At 36.2% G+C, this 19893-nt stretch carries 19 protein-coding genes, 1 pseudogene and 1 other annotated feature; all 20 genes and pseudogenes read left to right on the top strand.

Annotated elements, in window-relative coordinates; translation table 11 throughout:
* Positions 1 to 4 precede the first annotated feature (4 nt).
* Positions 5 to 979: a phospho-N-acetylmuramoyl-pentapeptide-transferase gene (mraY, locus tag AC1DIT_RS00205; protein WP_016116035.1), complete on the top strand. Its 975-nt coding sequence runs from the start codon at positions 5 to 7 to the stop codon at positions 977 to 979.
* On the top strand, positions 980 to 2332 hold the full coding sequence (murD, locus tag AC1DIT_RS00200; protein ID WP_016116034.1) for a UDP-N-acetylmuramoyl-L-alanine--D-glutamate ligase: 1353 nt from the start codon (positions 980 to 982) through the stop codon (positions 2330 to 2332).
* A gap of 84 nt (positions 2333 to 2416) precedes the next feature.
* A complete protein-coding gene (spoVE, locus tag AC1DIT_RS00195) occupies positions 2417 to 3514 on the top strand; it encodes a stage V sporulation protein E (RefSeq protein ID WP_170927912.1) in 1098 nt (365 codons plus the stop codon).
* 106 nt (positions 3515 to 3620) lie between these two features.
* On the top strand, positions 3621 to 4724 hold the full coding sequence (gene murG, locus AC1DIT_RS00190; RefSeq protein ID WP_016116032.1) for an undecaprenyldiphospho-muramoylpentapeptide beta-N-acetylglucosaminyltransferase: 1104 nt from the start codon (positions 3621 to 3623) through the stop codon (positions 4722 to 4724).
* 50 nt (positions 4725 to 4774) lie between these two features.
* Positions 4775 to 5680, top strand: coding sequence for a UDP-N-acetylmuramate dehydrogenase (gene murB / locus AC1DIT_RS00185; RefSeq protein WP_033671439.1), 906 nt, complete (start codon positions 4775 to 4777; stop codon positions 5678 to 5680).
* Between the two features lie 98 nt (positions 5681 to 5778).
* Positions 5779 to 6549, top strand: coding sequence for a cell division protein FtsQ/DivIB (locus AC1DIT_RS00180; RefSeq protein WP_016116030.1), 771 nt, complete (start codon positions 5779 to 5781; stop codon positions 6547 to 6549).
* Positions 6550 to 6671: 122 nt separating this feature from the next.
* Positions 6672 to 6767, top strand: a pseudogene (locus tag AC1DIT_RS00175) (small basic protein); the annotation flags it as partial.
* 183 nt (positions 6768 to 6950) lie between these two features.
* Positions 6951 to 8252: a cell division protein FtsA gene (ftsA, locus tag AC1DIT_RS00170; protein WP_003199785.1), complete on the top strand. Its 1302-nt coding sequence runs from the start codon at positions 6951 to 6953 to the stop codon at positions 8250 to 8252.
* A 39-nt stretch (positions 8253 to 8291) separates the two neighbouring features.
* Positions 8292 to 9449, top strand: coding sequence for a cell division protein FtsZ (gene ftsZ, locus AC1DIT_RS00165; protein WP_016116029.1), 1158 nt, complete (start codon positions 8292 to 8294; stop codon positions 9447 to 9449).
* A 492-nt stretch (positions 9450 to 9941) separates the two neighbouring features.
* Complete coding sequence (gene spoIIGA / locus AC1DIT_RS00160; RefSeq protein WP_016116028.1) at positions 9942 to 10859, top strand: sigma-E processing peptidase SpoIIGA; 918 nt, start codon at positions 9942 to 9944, stop codon at positions 10857 to 10859.
* Positions 10860 to 10878: 19 nt separating this feature from the next.
* Positions 10879 to 11598: an RNA polymerase sporulation sigma factor SigE gene (sigE, locus tag AC1DIT_RS00155; RefSeq protein WP_016116027.1), complete on the top strand. Its 720-nt coding sequence runs from the start codon at positions 10879 to 10881 to the stop codon at positions 11596 to 11598.
* A gap of 194 nt (positions 11599 to 11792) precedes the next feature.
* Positions 11793 to 12572 (top strand): RNA polymerase sporulation sigma factor SigG, encoded by a 780-nt coding sequence (sigG, locus tag AC1DIT_RS00150; RefSeq protein ID WP_003199794.1) that lies wholly within the window; start codon positions 11793 to 11795, stop codon positions 12570 to 12572.
* Positions 12573 to 12722: 150 nt separating this feature from the next.
* On the top strand, positions 12723 to 13001 hold the full coding sequence (locus tag AC1DIT_RS00145) for a YlmC/YmxH family sporulation protein (RefSeq protein ID WP_016116026.1): 279 nt from the start codon (positions 12723 to 12725) through the stop codon (positions 12999 to 13001).
* A gap of 115 nt (positions 13002 to 13116) precedes the next feature.
* Positions 13117 to 13926: a peptidoglycan editing factor PgeF gene (pgeF, locus tag AC1DIT_RS00140; RefSeq protein WP_016116025.1), complete on the top strand. Its 810-nt coding sequence runs from the start codon at positions 13117 to 13119 to the stop codon at positions 13924 to 13926.
* Between the two features lie 5 nt (positions 13927 to 13931).
* Complete coding sequence (locus AC1DIT_RS00135) at positions 13932 to 14606, top strand: YggS family pyridoxal phosphate-dependent enzyme (protein WP_016116024.1); 675 nt, start codon at positions 13932 to 13934, stop codon at positions 14604 to 14606.
* Between the two features lie 19 nt (positions 14607 to 14625).
* Positions 14626 to 15090, top strand: a complete 465-nt coding sequence (locus AC1DIT_RS00130) for a cell division protein SepF (protein WP_003199801.1) — start codon at positions 14626 to 14628, stop codon at positions 15088 to 15090.
* Between the two features lie 6 nt (positions 15091 to 15096).
* Positions 15097 to 15360, top strand: a complete 264-nt coding sequence (locus tag AC1DIT_RS00125; RefSeq protein WP_016116023.1) for a YggT family protein — start codon at positions 15097 to 15099, stop codon at positions 15358 to 15360.
* Between the two features lie 15 nt (positions 15361 to 15375).
* Positions 15376 to 16149, top strand: a complete 774-nt coding sequence (locus tag AC1DIT_RS00120; protein ID WP_016131892.1) for a YlmH family RNA-binding protein — start codon at positions 15376 to 15378, stop codon at positions 16147 to 16149.
* Positions 16150 to 16240: 91 nt separating this feature from the next.
* Entirely contained in the window at positions 16241 to 16747 is a 507-nt protein-coding gene (divIVA, locus tag AC1DIT_RS00115; RefSeq protein WP_016116021.1) for a septum site-determining protein DivIVA, read from the top strand.
* A 51-nt stretch (positions 16748 to 16798) separates the two neighbouring features.
* Positions 16799 to 17023: a binding site (T-box leader), on the top strand.
* A 74-nt stretch (positions 17024 to 17097) separates the two neighbouring features.
* Complete coding sequence (gene ileS2, locus AC1DIT_RS00110) at positions 17098 to 19863, top strand: isoleucine--tRNA ligase (protein ID WP_476997992.1); 2766 nt, start codon at positions 17098 to 17100, stop codon at positions 19861 to 19863.
* Positions 19864 to 19893 lie beyond the last annotated feature (30 nt).

Below are 19893 nucleotides of genomic sequence, written 5' to 3'. Positions count from 1 at the left end.
ACATGTGCTTGAACAAGGTTTATTAGTAACGGCTGGGGTAGCTTTCTTAATTTCTGTTGCCCTTTCGCCATTGTTTATTCCATTTTTACGTAGGTTAAAGTTTGGGCAAAGTATTCGTGATGAAGGGCCAAAATCACATCAAAAGAAATCGGGAACACCAACGATGGGTGGTATTGTCATTTATGTGTCTATGATGGTGACAACACTTATCATGGCAATTAAATTTAAACATTTAAATGCGGAAGTATCATTATTATTATTAGTTACATTTGGTTATGGATTGATTGGTTTTTTAGATGACTATATAAAAGTTGTTAAAAAAAGAAATCTTGGTTTAACATCAAAACAAAAATTAATCGGTCAGCTTGTAATTGCAATTGCATTCTTTTTAATTGGAAAAGGAAGTGCGTTACAAACATATATCATGATCCCAGGAACTGAGGTTAAATTTGATTTACACTGGGCATATTTTATCCTTGTGCTATTTATGCTTATTGGTGGATCAAATGCAGTCAATTTAACAGACGGTTTAGATGGATTGTTATCAGGAACAGCCGCAATTGCATTTGGAGCATTTGGCATTATTGCAGTTGCTCAAAATCAATATGCCGTAGCTATTTTCTGTATGGCAGTTGTAGGAGCGGTACTTGGATTCTTAGTGTTTAATGCAAATCCAGCTAAAGTGTTTATGGGAGATACGGGTTCCCTTGCTTTAGGTGGTGCAATAGCTGCCGTAGCTATTTTATTAAAGCAAGAATTATTACTTGTTGTAATTGGCGGCGTATTTGTAATGGAAACTTTGTCTGTTATTATTCAAGTTATTTCATTTAAAACGACAGGAAAACGTGTTTTTAAAATGAGTCCACTGCATCATCATTACGAATTATGTGGCTGGTCAGAATGGCGTGTTGTTGTAACATTCTGGTCTGTAGGATTTTTATTGGCAGTATTAGGAATTTATATCGGGGTGTGGATGTAATTGAAAACTGTAACTGAATATCAAAATAAAAATATTCTTGTATTAGGTATTGCAAAAAGTGGCTATGCAGCAGCAACTTTATTAAAAAGCTTAGGTGCAAATGTTATTGTAAATGACGGAAAACCGTTAGCAAATAATGTATTAGCTGCAGAATTGCAAGCAAAAGGAATGGACGTTGTATGCGGTGGTCATCCGCTAGAGTTGTTAGAAAGAAATATTTCACTTGTTGTAAAAAATCCAGGGATTCCATATTCCAATCCACTACTGGTTGCAGCGAAAGAAAAACAGATTCCAATTGTGACAGAAGTGGAGCTTGCATATCGTATTTCAGCAGCACCGTTTGTTGGAATTACGGGGTCAAATGGAAAAACAACAACGACAACACTAACGTTTGAAATGTTAAAAGAAGGCAAGAAGCACCCTGTCATTGCGGGAAATATTGGGACTGTAGCTTGTGAAGTAGCACAGCAAGCAAAAGAAAATGAAATTATTGTAACGGAACTTTCTTCGTTCCAATTAATGGGAGTGGAAACATTCCAGCCTAAAATTGCAGCATTTTTAAATCTGTTCGAGGCTCACTTAGATTATCATGGTACAAAAAAAGAGTATGGTTTAGCAAAAGCGAATATTTTTAAAAGCCAAACTGAAGCTGATTATAGTGTAATTAATGCTGATGATGTAGATGTAATGGCGTTATCAGCAAATAGTAAAGGACAAAAAGTATTATTTTCGGCTACTAAGGTAATTGAAGATGGTGCATGTATTAAAGACGGTGCTCTTTATTTTAAAGGTGAGAAAATCGTTGAAGTTCAAGATATCGTTTTACCGGGTAAACATAATTTAGAAAACATTCTAGCTGCTATGAGTATTGCTAAATTGCTAGGGGTAGAAAATGAGGCAATTATTGCCGTATTAAAACGCTTTACAGGTGTAAAACATCGTTTAGAATATGTAACAACAATTAATAATCGTAAGTTTTATAATGATTCAAAAGCAACAAACATGTTAGCAACAGAAAAGGCGCTATCAGCATTTACGCAACCTGTTATTTTGTTAGCAGGTGGGCTTGATCGAGGAAATGAATTCGATGATTTAATTCCATATTTTGAACATGTAAAAGCGATATTAACATTTGGACAAACAGCACCTAAGTTAGTAAGGGCAGCTGAAAAAGCAGGGATAGATATTATTGAAAGTGTCGATAATTTAGAAGAGGCTGTAGAAAGAGCGTATTCTCATTCTACAGATGGAGATGTAATTCTTCTTTCGCCAGCTTGTGCAAGTTGGGATCAATTTAAAACATTTGAAGAAAGAGGAGACATTTTTATACAAGCTGTGCATAAACTTATATAAAGTAAACAAAACATCAGTAGGCTAACACCTACTGATGTTTTGTTACATAGAAGAAAAAAGCTTCTTCAAAAAAGGTGGTGCTCATTGCCAATGAAGAAAACGCCTGATTTTATTTTAATTATCATTACACTTTTGTTGTTAACAATTGGAATGATTATGGTCTACAGTGCAAGTGCTGTCTGGGCTTCCTATAAGATGGGGGATTCATTCTTTTTTGCAAAACGACAGCTGTTATTTGCGGTACTTGGTGTAGCTGCCATGTTTTTTATTATGAAAATTGACTACTGGACATGGCGTACTTATTCGAAAGTGATTTTGCTCATTTGTTTTATCCTTCTCATTCTTGTCTTAATCCCTGGAGTTGGACTTGTTCGAGGGGGAGCGCGAAGCTGGATTGGGATTGGAGCATTTTCGATTCAACCGTCAGAATTTATGAAATTTGCGATGATTATTTTTTTAGCTAAATTTTTAGCGGAAAGACAAAAATTGATTACATCTTTTAAAAAGGGGCTACTTCCAGCACTTGGTTTTGTATTTGTTGCATTTGGCATGATTATGTTACAACCAGATCTTGGAACAGGAACAGTAATGGTTGGGACATGTATCATAATGATTTTTGTTTCAGGAGCACGCATTTTTCATTTTGCAATGCTAGGGCTAATAGGAGTAGCGGGATTTGTTGGATTAATTGCATCGGCACCATATCGAATGAAACGTATTACGTCTTATTTGGATCCGTGGTCAGACCCACTTGGGAGTGGATTTCAGATTATTCAATCGTTACTTGCGATTGGCCCCGGTGGTTTGTTTGGGCTAGGACTTGGACAAAGTAGACAAAAATTTCTTTATTTACCCGAGCCGCAAACAGATTTTATTTTTGCGATTTTATCCGAAGAATTAGGTTTTATTGGTGGGTCGTTTGTGTTATTATTATTTAGTCTGTTATTATGGCGTGGGATTCGTATAGCATTAGGAGCGCCTGATTTATATGGTACGTTTTTGGCAGTAGGTATTGTGGCGATGATTGCGATTCAAGTGATGATTAATGTTGGTGTTGTAACAGGACTAATGCCTGTTACAGGAATTACTTTGCCATTTTTAAGTTATGGTGGGTCGAGTTTGACCTTAATGCTAATGGCAGTTGGTGTATTATTGAATATAAGTCGTCATTCTCGCTACTAAACCCTGTTTATAAGACAGGGTTTTTCGTGTGTAGAAAACGGAAAATATATTATAGATATATGAATATATAAATTGAATTTAGAACAGAGAAGCGGAGGAATTTGTAGTGCGAGTATTAGTTAGTGGTGGTGGCACGGGAGGTCATATATATCCAGCTCTTGCGTTAATTAGAGAAATAAAAAAACTACATCCGGAAGCAAGATTTCTATACATTGGTACGGAAAATGGATTAGAAAGTACAATTGTTCCAAAAGCAGGGATACCATTTCAATCGATTGTCATTAGTGGATTTAAACGGAAAATATCCCTTGATAATGTAAAAACAGTGATGCGTTTTCTAAAAGGTGTACAAGATAGTAAACGATATATTCGTCGCTTCAATCCAGATGTTGTAATTGGTACAGGAGGCTATGTATGTGGTCCAGTCGTTTATGCGGCGGCGAAATTAGGAATTCCTACAATTGTACATGAACAAAATAGTGTACCTGGTGTAACCAATAAATTTTTAAGTCGCTATGTGGATAAGGTAGCTGTTTGTTTTGAAGCGGCATCTGAACATTTTCCAAAGTCGAAAGTTGTCATGACAGGAAATCCGCGTGCATCAGAAGTAATGAACCAAAATGGCATGAAAGGGAAGCGTTCTGTTGGATTATCTCTTTCTAAAAAATCTGTGCTTATTTTTGGTGGAAGTCGCGGGGCAAGACCGATTAATGATGCGTTTGTGGCAGCAATTGAACAATTTGGTAACAAAAATTATGAAGTATTGTATATCACAGGTGAAGTGCATTATGATAAAGTCATGGAGGCCGTAAAACAAAAAGGGAATCCGGATAATGTAATCATTAAACCGTTTATTCATAATATGCCAGAGGTACTTACTGGTGTGGATCTTGTCGTTTCACGTGCTGGTGCTACAACATTAGCAGAGTTAACAGCGTTAGGAAAACCAAGTGTTTTAATTCCGAGTCCTTATGTGACAAATAATCATCAAGAGAAAAACGCGAGATCTGTTGTCGATAAGGGAGCAGCAAAAATGCTTCTTGAAAAAGATTTAACTGCTGAAGCTCTTCTTCATGATATTGATGAAATTCTATTAAATACACAAACATTACAAAATATGAAACTAGCTGCTACGCAGTTAGGAATTCCGGATGCAGCAAATAAGTTATTTGAAGTGATGAAAAAACTTGTACAAAATAACGTTAGGTGAATGCCCTGCATACTACTGTAATACGGAGATTTAATATGGGGGAGATCATCATGAAACAATTAGCAAAGGAACTTATCAAAGCAGAAGTTGGTAAAGTGTTAGAAAATGAAGCGTTAGCTCGTTATACAACTATGAAAATAGGTGGGCCAGCTGATATTCTAATCGTGCCAAGTAGTGTTGCTGGTGTGGAGAAGACTTTAGATTTAGTAAAGAAATATAACACAAAATGGACAGCAATTGGACGTGGATCTAATCTTCTAGTATCTGATAAAGGTATTGAAGGTGTTGTAATTCGTTTAGGAGAAGGATTAGATCACTTAGAAGTAGAAGGAACTACTGTACGAGTTGGAGGAGGATATCCTCTTATTAAGTTGTCAACACTACTTAGTCGCCAAGGTCTAGCTGGATTAGAGTTTGCTAGTGGTATCCCAGGAAGTGTCGGCGGGGCAGTATATATGAATGCCGGTGCACATAAATCAGATATGTCAGAAATTTTGATGAGAGCGCGTATTATGTTTGAAGATGGTACAATGAAGTGGTTAACAAAAGAAGAGATGGAATTTTCTTATCGTACTTCTGTTTTACAAACAAAGCGTCCTGGCATTGTAGTAGAAGCAGAATTGCAGTTGAAAGAAGGAAATCGTGAAGAAATAGTGGGTGTAATGCAAAAGAATAAAGACTATCGTCGTGAAACTCAGCCATGGAATCATCCTTGTGCCGGTAGTATATTTAGAAATCCACTACCAAATTCCGCTGGAGATTTAGTCGAAAAGGCAGGTCTACGTGGTCATCAAATTGGCGGTGCGAAAATTTCCGAAATGCATGGAAACTTTATTATCAATGCAGGATCTGCATCAGCACAAGATGTGCTGGATTTAATTGCATTTGTCAAAAAAACAATTAAAGAAAAATTTGGTGTAGATATGCATACAGAAGTGGAAACCATTGGAAGATAGCTGTTATTTGTTCCGCTCATTATCATTTATGGTATAATAAGAAGATAAGAACGGCATGCGTAACATGCCGTTCTTTATGTTACATAGGGGGATCGTACATGAAAAATAGTAAAGTGATTAAACTACAAGATCGTGTACCAAAACTAAAGAATCAAAAAAAGAAGAATAAAAAACCTGTCAATCAGAGATTAATTTTATATGTATCGATTTTATTTTTATTAGTACTTTTTTTAATTTATTTTCGGTCTCCACTTAGTAATATAAAAAAGATAAGTGTTCTAGGAAATCATTATATGACAGATGAACAAGTCATGAAGGAATCTGGAGTTACATATGACACGAGTTATTTTCGAGTGACAGCACATAAGGCTGAAGAGAATTTAACAAAACGAAATGAAATTAAGAAAGTAAATGTCAAAAAACGTTTTCCGAATAAAATTGACATTCACATTGAAGAGTATGTAACGATAGGTTATATAAACAAAGGTGGAAAGTTACAGCCGCTTCTAGAAAATGGTAAAACACTTGACGTGCTTCCGAACGGGAAATTACCTGTCGCAGCTCCGATTTTTGAACCATTTAAAGAAGAGAAAATGAAAGAGTTAATTGAAGAGCTAGAAAAATTAACTCCGACTATTCTCAGATCTATTTCTGAAATTCATTATGCTCCAACGAATTCAAATGAAGACCATCTTACTTTATATATGAATGAAGGTTATGAAGTGAGTACAACTATACAAGATTTTGCGAAGCGTATGGAAACATATCCACTTATTATAAAAAATATAGAGTCGGGTAGAAAAGCCCTAATTGATTTAGAAGTTGGCGCATACTTTAAATATTTAGATAATGAAGAAAAAAAGCAGTAGAGTAGTAGTTTTATTTCTTTTTAAATACAATAACAACAAGTGTGTTTTTCTATGTGTAAATTTCATTACAATTATAATTAATTTGGTGAAAAATAACTAGATTTTCTTCGATTCATGCTAGGATTGGTACAAGTTTAGCTTTTCTATGAGTACATCTTAGTGTAGACTTATATTTGGCGATAATCTTTGCATTTGGAATCGAGTTATTTCAAAGATAAAGCAGTCATTCACAGATTACTGTGATTGCAATAAGTGAATGTTAAATAAAAATAAGAAAAATATAGGGTTAAAAAAGGGAAACGCATAAAGACGTTGAATATTTTTCTTATAAATAGTAAAGCTGCGATTGTTGTTCCATATATTGACTTGTATGGTATAAATAAAGAAGGAGGTGCCAAAGAATGAACAGCAATGAAATATATGTTAGTCTTGACATCGGTACATCCAATGTTAAAGTCATCATTGGTGAAATGGTTAATGATGGTTTAAACATTATTGGTGTTGGAAACGTAAAATCAAATGGTTTGAAAAAGGGCTCCATAGTTGACATAGACGAAACTGTTCGATCAATCAAAAAAGCAATTGAACAAGCTGAGCGTATGGTAGGAATTCACATTGAACAAGTTGTTGTAGGTGTGAATGCAAATCAGGTGCAGCTTCTTCCTTGTCATGGAGTTGTCGCTGTTTCAAATGAAGATCGTGAAATTGGAAATGAAGATGTCTTACGCGTTCTGGATGCAGCACAAGTTGTATCAATTGCTCCTGAACGTGAATTTATTGATGTGGTGCCTCGACAATTCATAGTAGACGGTCTTGATGAGATTAACGATCCACGCGGGATGATTGGTGTAAGATTAGAAATGGAAGGCACGTTAATTACAGGCTCAAGAACGTTATTACATAATTTACTACGTTGTGTGGAAAAAGCGGGCCTTGAAATTGTTGATATTTGTCTGCAACCTTTAGCAGCTGCAACGGTTGCTTTATCTTCTGATGAGAAAAATAGAGGTGTAGCCCTTGTTGATATTGGCGGAGGATCTACAACCTTATCGATTTTTCAAGATGGAGAGTTACAAGCAACAAGTGTATTGCCTTTAGGTGGAGATCATATAACGAAGGATATCGCTATAGGACTTAAAACTTCAACTGAAAGTGCGGATCAAATTAAGCTAAAATATGGACATGCTTTTTATGATACTGCATCTGAAGAAGAAGTGTTTACGGTTCCTATTATGGGAAGCGATCAAACAGAACAATATTCACAACTAGAGTTATCTGATATTATTGAGGCACGTGTAGAGGAAATCTTGATGTTTGTTCAAGAAGAGGTCCGGAAGCTAGGAGTAAAACAAGTAGCGTCTGGTTATGTACTTACTGGTGGGATTGCTTCTATGCCGGGTGTTCTTGATCTTGCATATGATATTTTACATGAAAATGTTCGTATAGCCACTCCAGATTATATTGGCGTTCGTGAACCACAGTATACAATTGGAGTCGGATTAATTAAACATTCTTATCAAAAAGCGAAATTGCGCGGAAAAAATGTTCAGGAAAAGGAAGAGCATTTTGAGCCAGTACCAGCACCAATGCCGGTACAGCAGCAACCTGTAAAACAAACAACGCGTAAGCAAAGCAAAAATAATGAAGACAATGAGCGTATGATGTCAAAAGTAAAACGTGTATTCCGCTATTTATGGGATTAAAATTGCACACGAAAAATGAGGTTCTAGGGGGATTTCGACATGTTAGAGTTTGATACTACTCAAGATCAATTAGCGAGCATAAAAGTTATCGGTGTCGGCGGTGGCGGAAATAACGCTGTAAACCGTATGATTGAGCACGGTGTACAAGGTGTGGATTTCATTGCTGTGAACACTGATGCGCAAGCATTAAATTTATCAAAAGCTGAAACGAAAATGCAAATTGGCGGAAAATTAACGCGTGGACTTGGTGCCGGCGCAAATCCTGAAGTAGGGAAAAAAGCCGCTGAAGAAAGTAAAGAACAAATCCAAGAAGCACTTCGTGGTGCAGATATGGTCTTTGTAACAGCTGGTATGGGCGGAGGAACTGGTACGGGTGCAGCTCCAGTTATTGCACAAATCGCAAAAGAACTAGGCGCGTTAACAGTTGGTGTTGTAACACGTCCATTTACATTCGAAGGTCGTAAACGTGCGACGCAAGCTATATCTGGGATTACAGCATTTAAAGATAATGTAGATACAATCATTGTTATACCGAATGATCGTATTTTAGAAATTGTAGATAAAAATACACCAATGCTTGAAGCGTTCCGCGAAGCGGATAACGTATTACGACAAGGTGTACAAGGTATTTCTGATTTAATTGCTACACCTGGTCTCATTAACTTAGACTTTGCAGACGTAAAAACAATTATGTCTAATAAAGGCTCTGCATTAATGGGTATTGGTGTTGGAACTGGTGAAAACCGTGCAGCAGAAGCAGCAAAACGTGCAATTTCTAGTCCGTTATTAGAAACATCTATCGATGGTGCACAAGGTGTTCTTATGAATATTACTGGGGGCACAAACTTAAGTTTATATGAAGTGCAAGAAGCGGCAGATATCGTTGCTTCAGCTTCAGATCCAGAAGTGAATATGATTTTCGGTTCTGTAATTAATGAGAGTTTAAAAGATGAAATTGTTGTTACTGTAATTGCAACTGGTTTTGATGATAGTGTTTCAGTTCAGCCGCCAAAACCATTTGTACGTCCAACGGCGGCTACAAATCACGCGCAACAGCAACAACCAACAGCGCAGCCACAAAAACAACGTGAAGTAAAACGCGAAGTGAAACGTGAAGAGTCTATTGTACATGATCGTAATACAGATTCAGATGATATCGATATTCCAGCATTTTTACGTAACCGTCGTAGACGATAAAAAGAAAGGAGCCTCAGGGCTCCTTTCTTTTTTATTACACAACCTTAAATATTTTAAAATAAAAAAACTTATCTCGCTATTCATAAATATATAAATTCATTTTGATTTTTCAACGTATAAGTTGCTGTTACGAAGAACAAAAGGTGACCAGCAGTCGTTTCTCTCTTTGTTTTAACTTGCATATGGCAGGAAAAGGATTGATCTGACCGCTTCTATGCATGGATGGATGCACTCTTTCACTTAAAAAGAAAGGTTTTATGTCGTTTTTTCAATTTGTATTTATATAATAAGACCATCATCTGAATTATAGAAAGTAAGAAAGATAGATGAAGGGAACCGAAGGATTTATTATTAGAAAGCTCACAATATATACCTCACGACAGATTATGTCTAGAAACCACAAAATAACAAAAAAACCCCTCCGCAAATTGACACACTTTCCTATTGGATATGCTTTATACTAGTCTCAACTTAAAAAAAGAGGTGAATTGTTTGGTTGTTTACGCCGACGTTGTTTGGTTGTTAAACGCCTGCATTGATTTTCTTTTGCTTTTATTAGCAGCAACTGTGTTGAAAAAGAAGATCAAAAGATGGAGGCTTGTGCTAGGGACATTTATTGGTTCTACAATTGTTATTTTTGCCTTTACTCCTTTTGCTTCTATGATGACACACCCAATTATGAAATTATTGTATTCGTTACTTATTGTGTATACAGCATTTGGATTTTCTACTTTTAGAGATTATACACAGACTGTTTTTACCTTTTATTTTGTAACATTTATGGTAGGAGGAGGATTAATTGGAACTCATTTTTTCCTACAAACGAATGACATGGTAGATGGATTAGTTCAGGCGAAAGCAATGTCTTATGGTGATCCAGTAAGTTGGATGTTTGTGATTTTGGGATTTCCGATTATTTATTACTTTTCAAAAAAACGTATTGAAAATGTGGAAGTGACTAAGATTCATTATGACCAAATTGTACAAGTGAATATTAGATTAGTTGAAAATGAAATTAAATTAGATGGCTTGATTGATAGTGGAAATCAGCTTCATGACCCTTTAACAAAAACACCGGTTATGATTATGCATATTTCATCATTAGAGCATTGTTTACCAACATGGTTAACAGAACAAATTTATTCCAAAACAGAAATTCCACAAATACCAGAAAATGATTCAGGTTGGGCAACGAGACTACGTTTAATTCCTTTTCGAGCAGTAGGAGTTGATCATCAATTTTTATGGGCAATTAAGCCAGATGTTGTTCAAATTTATCATGAAGGAAGCAATATGGTCGTAAATAAAGTATTAATCGGCTTAAATACACAGCAATTATCTACAAATGGAGAGTATCAATGTATTATACATCCGAAAATGTTGATATCACCCAAAGTGACAATTGCTTAATTATGAGAGGCGGGAGAATATGACGAAAATAAAATTTTATTTCATATATCTTTGGTATAAAGTATTGCTGAAACTTGGAATTAAGACTGATGAAATTTACTATATCGGTGGAAGTGAGGCATTGCCACCGCCTTTAACAAAAGAGGAAGAAGAAGTACTCCTCAATAAATTGCCAAAAGGTGATCAAGCAGCACGGTCATTACTCATTGAGCGTAACTTACGGCTTGTTGTGTATATAGCGCGTAAATTTGAAAATACAGGAATTAATATTGAGGATTTGATTAGTATTGGAACAATTGGTCTTATTAAAGCTGTGAATACATTTAACCCTGAAAAGAAAATAAAATTAGCAACTTATGCATCACGTTGTATAGAAAATGAAATTTTAATGCATCTACGTAGAAATAATAAAAATCGTTCAGAAGTGTCATTTGATGAACCATTAAATATTGATTGGGATGGGAATGAATTGTTACTATCAGATGTTCTTGGTACGGATGATGATATTATTACAAAAGATTTAGAGGCTAATGTAGATAGACATCTTCTTAAGAAAGCACTACACCAACTGAATGATCGTGAAAAACAAATTATGGAACTCCGTTTTGGACTTGCAGGGGGAGAAGAAAAAACACAAAAAGATGTGGCAGATATGCTAGGGATTTCACAGTCTTATATTTCTCGACTTGAAAAGAGAATTATAAAAAGGCTTCGAAAAGAATTTAATAAAATGGTATAAAGTGACGTTGTTAAAAGGTTAGATCATCAAGGAGATTGTGCAAAACCAATCGGTATTCCGATTGGTTTTGTTGTATTTCCGGGTAAAGCACGAATGATATTTTTATTAAAAGTGACAGAAAAACGGTATGCATAAAATTCCCTCCAAAGGAGATACTTTACACTGTACAGCAACTCCCGATAGGAGGGAACACTTTGACGAGAAACAAAGTAGAAATTTGCGGTGTTGATACAGCTAAACTTCCAGTACTAAAAAATGAAGAGATGCGTAAATTATTTCGAGAAATGCAAAGTGGAGAGATAAGCGCAAGAGAGAAATTAGTAAATGGAAACTTACGTCTTGTACTGAGCGTCATTCAGCGATTTAACAACAGAGGAGAATTTGTTGATGATTTATTTCAAGTCGGCTGCATTGGACTTATGAAATCCATTGATAACTTTGACTTAAGCCAAAATGTTAAATTTTCAACATATGCTGTGCCAATGATTATTGGAGAAATCCGTAGATATTTGCGTGATAACAATCCAATTCGCGTCTCTCGTTCGTTGCGAGATATTGCGTATAAAGCATTACAGGTAAGAGAAAAGCTAATTGCTGAAAATTCAAAAGAACCAACGGCGATGGATATTGCAAAAGTACTTGAAGTGACACATGAAGAAATCGTTTTTGCACTTGATGCCATTCAAGATCCAGTATCACTATTTGAACCAATCTATAATGATGGGGGCGATCCTATTTTTGTGATGGATCAACTAAGTGATGATAAACAAAGGGACGAGCAATGGGTGGAAGAATTGGCGTTGAAAGAAGGAATGAAACGATTGAATGATCGCGAAAAAATGATTATCCGAAAACGTTTTTTTCAAGGGAAAACACAAATGGAAGTTGCCGAAGAAATTGGGATTTCTCAAGCACAAGTATCACGCCTTGAAAAATCAGCAATTAAACAAATGAATAAAACAATTCAAGGATAAGGTCTCATCATTTAAGATGAGATCTTTTTATGTTGCGTGCCCCAAGATTCTGTTCATAGGAAAGATTACGTGTTCATATAATGACAGTAAAGTGAAACTGCTGGCAGGAGGAGACTTATCGATTACACAACATAAAAGGGGAGAATGACAATGATACGAATTTCAGAGTTTCAAATTAAGGATGTTGTAAATGTCTCTGACGGAAAAAAACTTGGAAACATTAGCGATATTGATATTGATATGAATACAGGGAAGATTCAAGCTGTCATTATTTCAAAGCAAACACGTATGTTAGGGATATTTGGGAAAGAAGCAGAGTTTGTTATTCCGTGGAAGCAAATTGTAAAAATTGGAGAGGATGTAATATTAGTAAGAGCTGATCATGTCAATTCTGTAACAGAATCAATACAAACACCGACAATTTCTTAAAGAATATTACAAATCTCTCTTTTTTTTATGTTGTCATTATGGAAAAATAAAAGTATGGTAAAATAGACAGGAAGTACCATGCTTTTTATGTTATTTTATTAAAAGGAGCCGCTTTATGAGAGAACCATTTATATATGAGGACGGTATATTGTATTTACAAGCGTGGAAAGAACTTGGAAACATTACTGCAGGATTTACGACAAAAGATGGTGGAGTAAGTACAGGCTCCTTTCATGCGATGAATTTAGGATTACATGTAAATGATATGATGGAAAATGTTCATGAAAATAGACGTATTTTAGCGAACAAGTTACAAAAACCATTAGAAAATTGGATTTGTTCAGAACAAGTTCATGATTATCATGTTGAAAAAGTAGGACAGCAAGAAAAAGGGCGAGGAATCTATTCATATGAAGACGGTATTCCAAACACAGATGGTATTTATACGACTGATAGAGATGTATGTTTAACATCTTGTTATGCTGATTGTGTTCCACTCTATTTCTATGCACCATCACATGGTATGATAGGGCTGGCACATGCTGGATGGAAAGGCACTGTAAAAGAAATTGCAAAAGAAATGATTCAAAAGTGGCGTGCAGAAGGGGTGCCAGCTCATGAGATTTATGTTGCAATTGGACCAGCCATAGGGTCCTGCTGTTATGTAGTTGATGATCGCGTATTATCAGCAGCAAAACAAGCGGTAAACGGACATGTTCCATATAAATTGATTTCAGACGGACAATATGCAATTGATTTAAAAGAAATCAATCGCATATTATGCATACAAGCTGGCATAAAAGAAGAGCATATTATGATGTCGTCTCTTTGTACAAGCTGTGAAGAACAATTGTTTTTCTCACATCGTCGTGATCGAGGGAAAACAGGAAGAATGTTGAGCTTCATAGGCTTTAAGGAGGATTGAAAACAGTGGTAGTGCAAGAGAATTTAGCATTTGTAAATGAGAAAATTAAAATAGCATGTGAACGAGCAGAGCGCTCAGCACAAGAGATTAAGCTCGTTGCAGTAACAAAAACAGTAGGAATTGAAAAAACAAATGAAGTAATAGAAGCTGGACTTACTGATTTAGGTGAGAATCGTAATGAAGGTTTTTTACAGAAGTATGAGCATTTTGGTTCAAAAGTAAGTTGGCATTTCATTGGTTCGTTACAAACGAGAAAAGTAAAAGAAATTATTAATGAGATTGATTATTTGCATTCATTAGATCGCATTTCACTTGCGAAAGAAATCCAAAAGCGTACTACAAAGCAGGTTCGATGTTTTGTACAAGTGAAAACATCGTCTGAAGAATCAAAGCAAGGGATAGCGGCTGAGGAAACGATTGCGTTTATTCGTGCTTTGCAAGAATTTGATAAAATTGAAGTTGTTGGATTGATGACAATGGCACCATTTACTGAGGAAGAAGCCGAAATTCGTCATTGTTTTAAGAAATTGCGTGGTTTGCAAAAACAAGTACAAGAACTAGGATTATCATACGCTCCGTGTAAAGAGTTATCAATGGGAATGTCAAATGATTATACGATTGCAATTGAAGAAGGTGCTACATATATTCGTTTGGGAACGATTTTAGTAGGAAAAGCATAAAAGGAAGGAGAATGTTATTATGAGTTGGTCAAAAGTAAAATACTTCTTTTTTGACACTCCAGAAGAGCGAGAAGCTTACGAAAAGGAAAAGGAGCAAGCTGAAATGAAAAAACAACAAGATCCACCAGAGCAGCAGGATATTCCACTTACGAAAGCACAGCCGAAACAAAATATTGTAAGTATTGAAACAGCAAAGCAATCTTCCAAAGTTGTTTTGTTAGAACCGCGCACATATTCGGAAGCACAAGGGATTGCGGATCATTTAAAGGGAAGAAGAGCGGTTGTCATTAATTTGCAAAGGATGTCAACAGATCAAGCTGTGCGTATCGTTGACTTTTTAAGTGGTACTGTATACGCTATAGGCGGGGACATTCAAAAATTAGGACCGAAAACATTTATTTGTACACCTGAGACTGTGGATATTGTTGGGGCCATTTCTGAATTGTTCGGTGAAGAGGAAGAGACAAATATAAAGAGGTGGTAATACGCCATGACGATTATTTTACAAGCATTGCTTTGGATCATCCAGATTTATTCCTGGGCGCTTATTATCTATATCCTTCTATCTTGGTTTCCAGGGGCTAGAGAATCAACATTTGGTGATCTTCTATCACGTATTTGTGAACCATATTTAGAGCCGTTTCGGAGATTCATCCCACCTTTTGGCATGATGGATATTTCTCCAATTGTTGCAATTATTGCGTTGAGATTGGCTAGTAATGGTTTAGTAAGTCTGTTTCGTTATTTCTTGTAATAAGAGGTTGAATGAATGAGCATCTATGAGCATTTTAGACCCGAAGAAGTGGTCTTTGTCGATAAAGTGTTAGAGTGGAAACAGGTAGCTGAAGAATATCATCAAGTGAAATTAACGGATTTTCTGGATCCGCGTCAGCAGCAAATTGTTGCTACGATAATTGGAAATCAAGGGGATGCTACTTTGCGTCTTTATGGTGCTGAGCCAAAAGCGGAAAGGAAAAGAGCTCTTATTTATCCGAGTTATCTGGATTTAAATGAAGAAGATTTTCAAGTTGAAGTATTAGAAATTGACTATCCTTCCAAGTTTTATACGCTTGAACATAGGCAAATATTAGGTGCATTTATGTCTCTTGGTCTTACAAGAGAAAAGTGTGGTGATATTTTGCTTCAAGAAAATCGTGCCCAAATTATAGTTGCAAAAGAAATTGTTTCTTACATTGAAATGAATTTACAATCAATAGGGAAAATGAAGGTCTCACTTTCCTCTGTACAAGCAGACAAAGTATTACGATTGCAAGAAGAATGGAAAGAACAATCTGGAACTGTTTCATCACTTCGATTAGATGTCCTGCTAGCTGAAATGCTTCATCTATCACGGCAAAAAGTACAGCCACTTATAAAAAACGGTCTTGTGAAAGTGAACTGGAAAACTGTTGAACAAACTGCATATGAGTGTTTTCCGGGTGATGTTTTTTCAATTAGGGGATATGGCCGGAGTAAATTATTTTCTGTAGAAGGAAAAACGAAACGCGACAAATGGCGAGTTTTGTATGGTATACTAAAATGATTGGTTTTTTAGAAGGAAAAACTCTTGTTTTGTCGAAGAAAAGATATAATTAAAAGAAGAAAATTCAGATAACTACTTGGAGGTGGCGTTTGTGCCGTTAACACCATTAGATATTCATAACAAAGAATTTGGTCGCGGATTCCGTGGCTATGATGAGGATCAAGTAAATGAGTTTCTTGATCAGATCATCAAAGATTATGAATTGGTCATTCGCGAGAAGAAAGCATTAGAAGAAAAAGTTGCTCAACTAGAAGGTAAATTAGATCATTTTTCTAACATTGAAGACACGCTAAATAAGTCTATCGTTGTTGCACAAGAAGCGGCTGAAGAAGTAAAGCGTAATGCACAAAAAGAAGCGAAATTAATTGTACGTGAAGCAGAAAAGAATGCAGATCGTATCATTAATGAAGCTTTAGTAAAATCAAGAAAAGTTGCATTTGATATTGAAGAGCTAAAGAAACAAGCGAAAGTATTCCGTACGCGTTTCCGTATGTTATTAGAAGCACAGCTTGAAATGTTAAACAACGATGATTGGGACAAATTAATTGAGCTAGAAGAAGAAGTGGACGAGCTATTAAAGAAAGAAGAAACAGTGTAAGCTTGACGTTTTTCTCATTATTACATATAATTTTAAACAACATATTTATTAAGAAAAACAAAGATAGGGATAAGTACCTTTTTCATACCTTATATAGCGAACTGAGGACGGTGTAAGCTCAGGATAAGGAGATAAATGGGAATATCACCCTGGAGTTCCGCGCTGAACAAAAAAGTAAGCGTAGGCGTATATTCGCGTTAAGAATATAAAGAGGACCTTGTGCATACGTGTACGGTCTACTAGGGTGGTACCGCGGGAGACTTTCTCGTCCCTTTTTTGGGGATGAGAGAGTCTCTTTTTTATTCCATTTTTTAGGGTCTTTCTTTTATAAATTCGAGGAGGAATTAAGCGTGGAGTATAAAAATACATTACTAATGCCGAAAACAGAATTCCCRATGCGTGGGAATTTACCRAAACGTGAGCCTGCAATGCAAGAAAAATGGGCTGAGATGAACATTTATGAAARGGTACAAGAACATACAAAAGGTCGTCCTTTATTTGTACTGCATGATGGTCCTCCATATGCGAATGGTGACATTCATATGGGACATGCGTTAAATAAGGTATTAAAAGATTTTATTGTTCGTTACAAATCAATGACTGGATACTGTGCACCATATGTACCAGGATGGGATACACACGGTTTACCAATTGAACAAGCTTTAACAAATAAAGGTGTAAAACGTAAAGAAATGACGGTTGCAGAATTCCGTAAGTTATGTGCAGAGTATGCATACGAACAAGTGAATCGCCAACGTGAACAGTTTAAACGTCTAGGTGTGCGTGCTGATTGGGATCGCCCGTATATTACTTTAGAGCCAGCTTATGAAGCGCAGCAAATTAAAGTATTTGGTGAAATGGCGAAAAAAGGTTATATCTATAAAGGACAAAAACCAGTTTATTGGTCTCCAACAAGTGAATCCGCTTTAGCTGAAGCTGAAATTGAATACAATGATAAAAAGTCAGCATCTATTTATGTGGCATTCCCTGTAAAAGACGGAAAAGACGTATTAGAAGGCGACGAGAAATTTATCATTTGGACAACAACACCTTGGACATTACCAGCCAACTTAGGTATTTCTGTTCATCCAGAACTTGAATACAGCATTGTGAAAGTAAATGATGARAAATATATYATYGCTTCTGAACTATTTGASACAGTTKCWAAAACGTTAGAGTGGGAAAATGCTGAAGTTGTGAAAACAGTTAAAGGTAGCGAACTTGAGTATACAGTTGCGAAGCATCCATTCTATGAGCGTGATTCTTTAGTTATGCTTGGTGAGCACGTTACAACAGATGCTGGTACAGGTTGTGTACATACAGCACCTGGACACGGGGAAGACGATTTCCTTGTTGGTAAACAGTATGGATTAGAAGTTCTTTGTCCAGTTGATGATAAGGGTGTATTAACAAGTGAAGCACCTGGATTCGAAGGTCTATTCTATGATAAAGCTAATAAGCCAATTACAGAAAAATTAGAAGAAGTAGGTGCGTTATTAAAATTAACATTTATTACGCATTCTTATCCACATGACTGGAGAACGAAAAAACCAATTATCTTCCGTGCGACAGCGCAATGGTTTGCATCTATTGAAGCGTTCCGCAGCGAATTATTACAAGCGGTTGAGGAAAYAAAATGGGTACCAGCATGGGGGGAAACACGTCTTCATAATATGGTTCGTGACCGTGGTGATTGGTGTATTTCTCGTCAACGTGCATGGGGTGTACCGATTCCTGTCTTCTATGCAGAGAATGGCGATCCAATTATTACAGATGAAACAATCAATCACGTAGCAGATCTATTCCGTGAGAACGGTTCTAACGTATGGTTCGAACGTGAAGCGAAAGATTTATTACCAGAAGGATTTACACATCCATCTAGTCCGAATGGCGAATTCCGTAAAGAAACAGACATTATGGACGTATGGTTTGATTCAGGTTCTTCTCACCAAGCTGTCCTAGAAGAGCGCGAGGACTTACAACGTCCAGCTGATTTATACTTAGAGGGATCTGACCAATACCGTGGCTGGTTTAACTCTTCATTATCAACAGCAGTTGCAGTAACAGGTAAAGCACCATACAAAGGTGTGTTGAGTCATGGATTCGTATTAGACGGTGAAGGTCGTAAAATGAGTAAATCTATCGGGAATATTGTTGTACCGAAGAAAATCATGGATCAATTAGGTGGAGATATTTTACGTTTATGGGTATCTTCTGTTGACTACCAATCTGATGTGCGTATTTCAGATGATATCTTAAAACAAGTTGCAGAAGTATATCGTAAAATCCGTAACACATTCCGTTTCTTATTAGGAAACTTAGCTGACTTTAATCCAAGTCAAGATGCAGTAGCGAAAGCTGAATTACGTGAAGTAGATCGCTACATGCTAGTGAAATTAAATGACTTAATTACAAAAGTAAAAGAAGCATATGAAACATATGACTTTGCGGCAGTATATCATGCAATTCATAACTTCTGCACAATTGATTTAAGCTCATTCTATTTAGACTTTGCAAAAGACATTTTATACATTGAAGCAGCAAATCATCATGACCGTCGTGCGATTCAAACAGTACTTTACGATGTTCTTGTTGCATTGACAAAACTTGTAACACCAATCTTACCTCATACAGCTGATGAAGTATGGCCATATGTTCCTGGTGTTGTAGAGGGAAGCGTTCAGCTAACTGATATGCCAGAAGCTGTAGAAGTAGAGGGTGCGGAAGCGTTAAAAACAAAATGGGATGCATTTATGACACTTCGAGATGACGTATTAAAAGCTTTAGAAGTGGCTCGTAATGAAAAAGTAATCGGTAAGTCATTAAATGCGAGTATTACCCTATATCCAACTGCAGAAATGAAACAAATGTTAGAGTCTATTAGTGAAGATTTAAAACAATTATTTATTGTCTCTGAGTATAAACTTGGTGGAACAATGGAAGAAGCTCCAGTGGATGCACCAAAATATGAGCATACAGCTGTTGTTGTAGCGCAGGCAACTGGTGAAACATGTGAACGTTGCTGGGTTGTTTCTGAAACAATTGGTAAAGACGCTGAACATGAAACATTATGTGAGCGTTGTGCAACAGTAGTAAAAGAAAATTATGTAAAATAATGATGTGATAAAAACTGACTGCTATTACGG

The sequence above is a fragment of the Bacillus sp. 05T22 genome (genome assembly GCF_056396765.1).
The sequence above is the reverse complement of the archived record's forward strand: the minus strand, read 5'-3'. Positions and strand labels throughout refer to the sequence as shown.

Coding starts and splice junctions, on each gene's coding strand:
- AC1DIT_RS00120 (WP_016131892.1), top strand. CDS start 15,376: ATGAGCATCTATGAGCATTTTAGACCCGAAGAAGTGGTCTTTGTCGAT.
- pgeF (WP_016116025.1), top strand. CDS start 13,117: ATGAGAGAACCATTTATATATGAGGACGGTATATTGTATTTACAAGCG.
- AC1DIT_RS00125 (WP_016116023.1), top strand. CDS start 15,097: ATGACGATTATTTTACAAGCATTGCTTTGGATCATCCAGATTTATTCC.
- AC1DIT_RS00130 (WP_003199801.1), top strand. CDS start 14,626: ATGAGTTGGTCAAAAGTAAAATACTTCTTTTTTGACACTCCAGAAGAG.
- AC1DIT_RS00145 (WP_016116026.1), top strand. CDS start 12,723: ATGATACGAATTTCAGAGTTTCAAATTAAGGATGTTGTAAATGTCTCT.
- ftsA (WP_003199785.1), top strand. CDS start 6,951: ATGAACAGCAATGAAATATATGTTAGTCTTGACATCGGTACATCCAAT.
- murB (WP_033671439.1), top strand. CDS start 4,775: ATGAAACAATTAGCAAAGGAACTTATCAAAGCAGAAGTTGGTAAAGTG.
- AC1DIT_RS00180 (WP_016116030.1), top strand. CDS start 5,779: ATGAAAAATAGTAAAGTGATTAAACTACAAGATCGTGTACCAAAACTA.
- ftsZ (WP_016116029.1), top strand. CDS start 8,292: ATGTTAGAGTTTGATACTACTCAAGATCAATTAGCGAGCATAAAAGTT.
- sigE (WP_016116027.1), top strand. CDS start 10,879: ATGACGAAAATAAAATTTTATTTCATATATCTTTGGTATAAAGTATTG.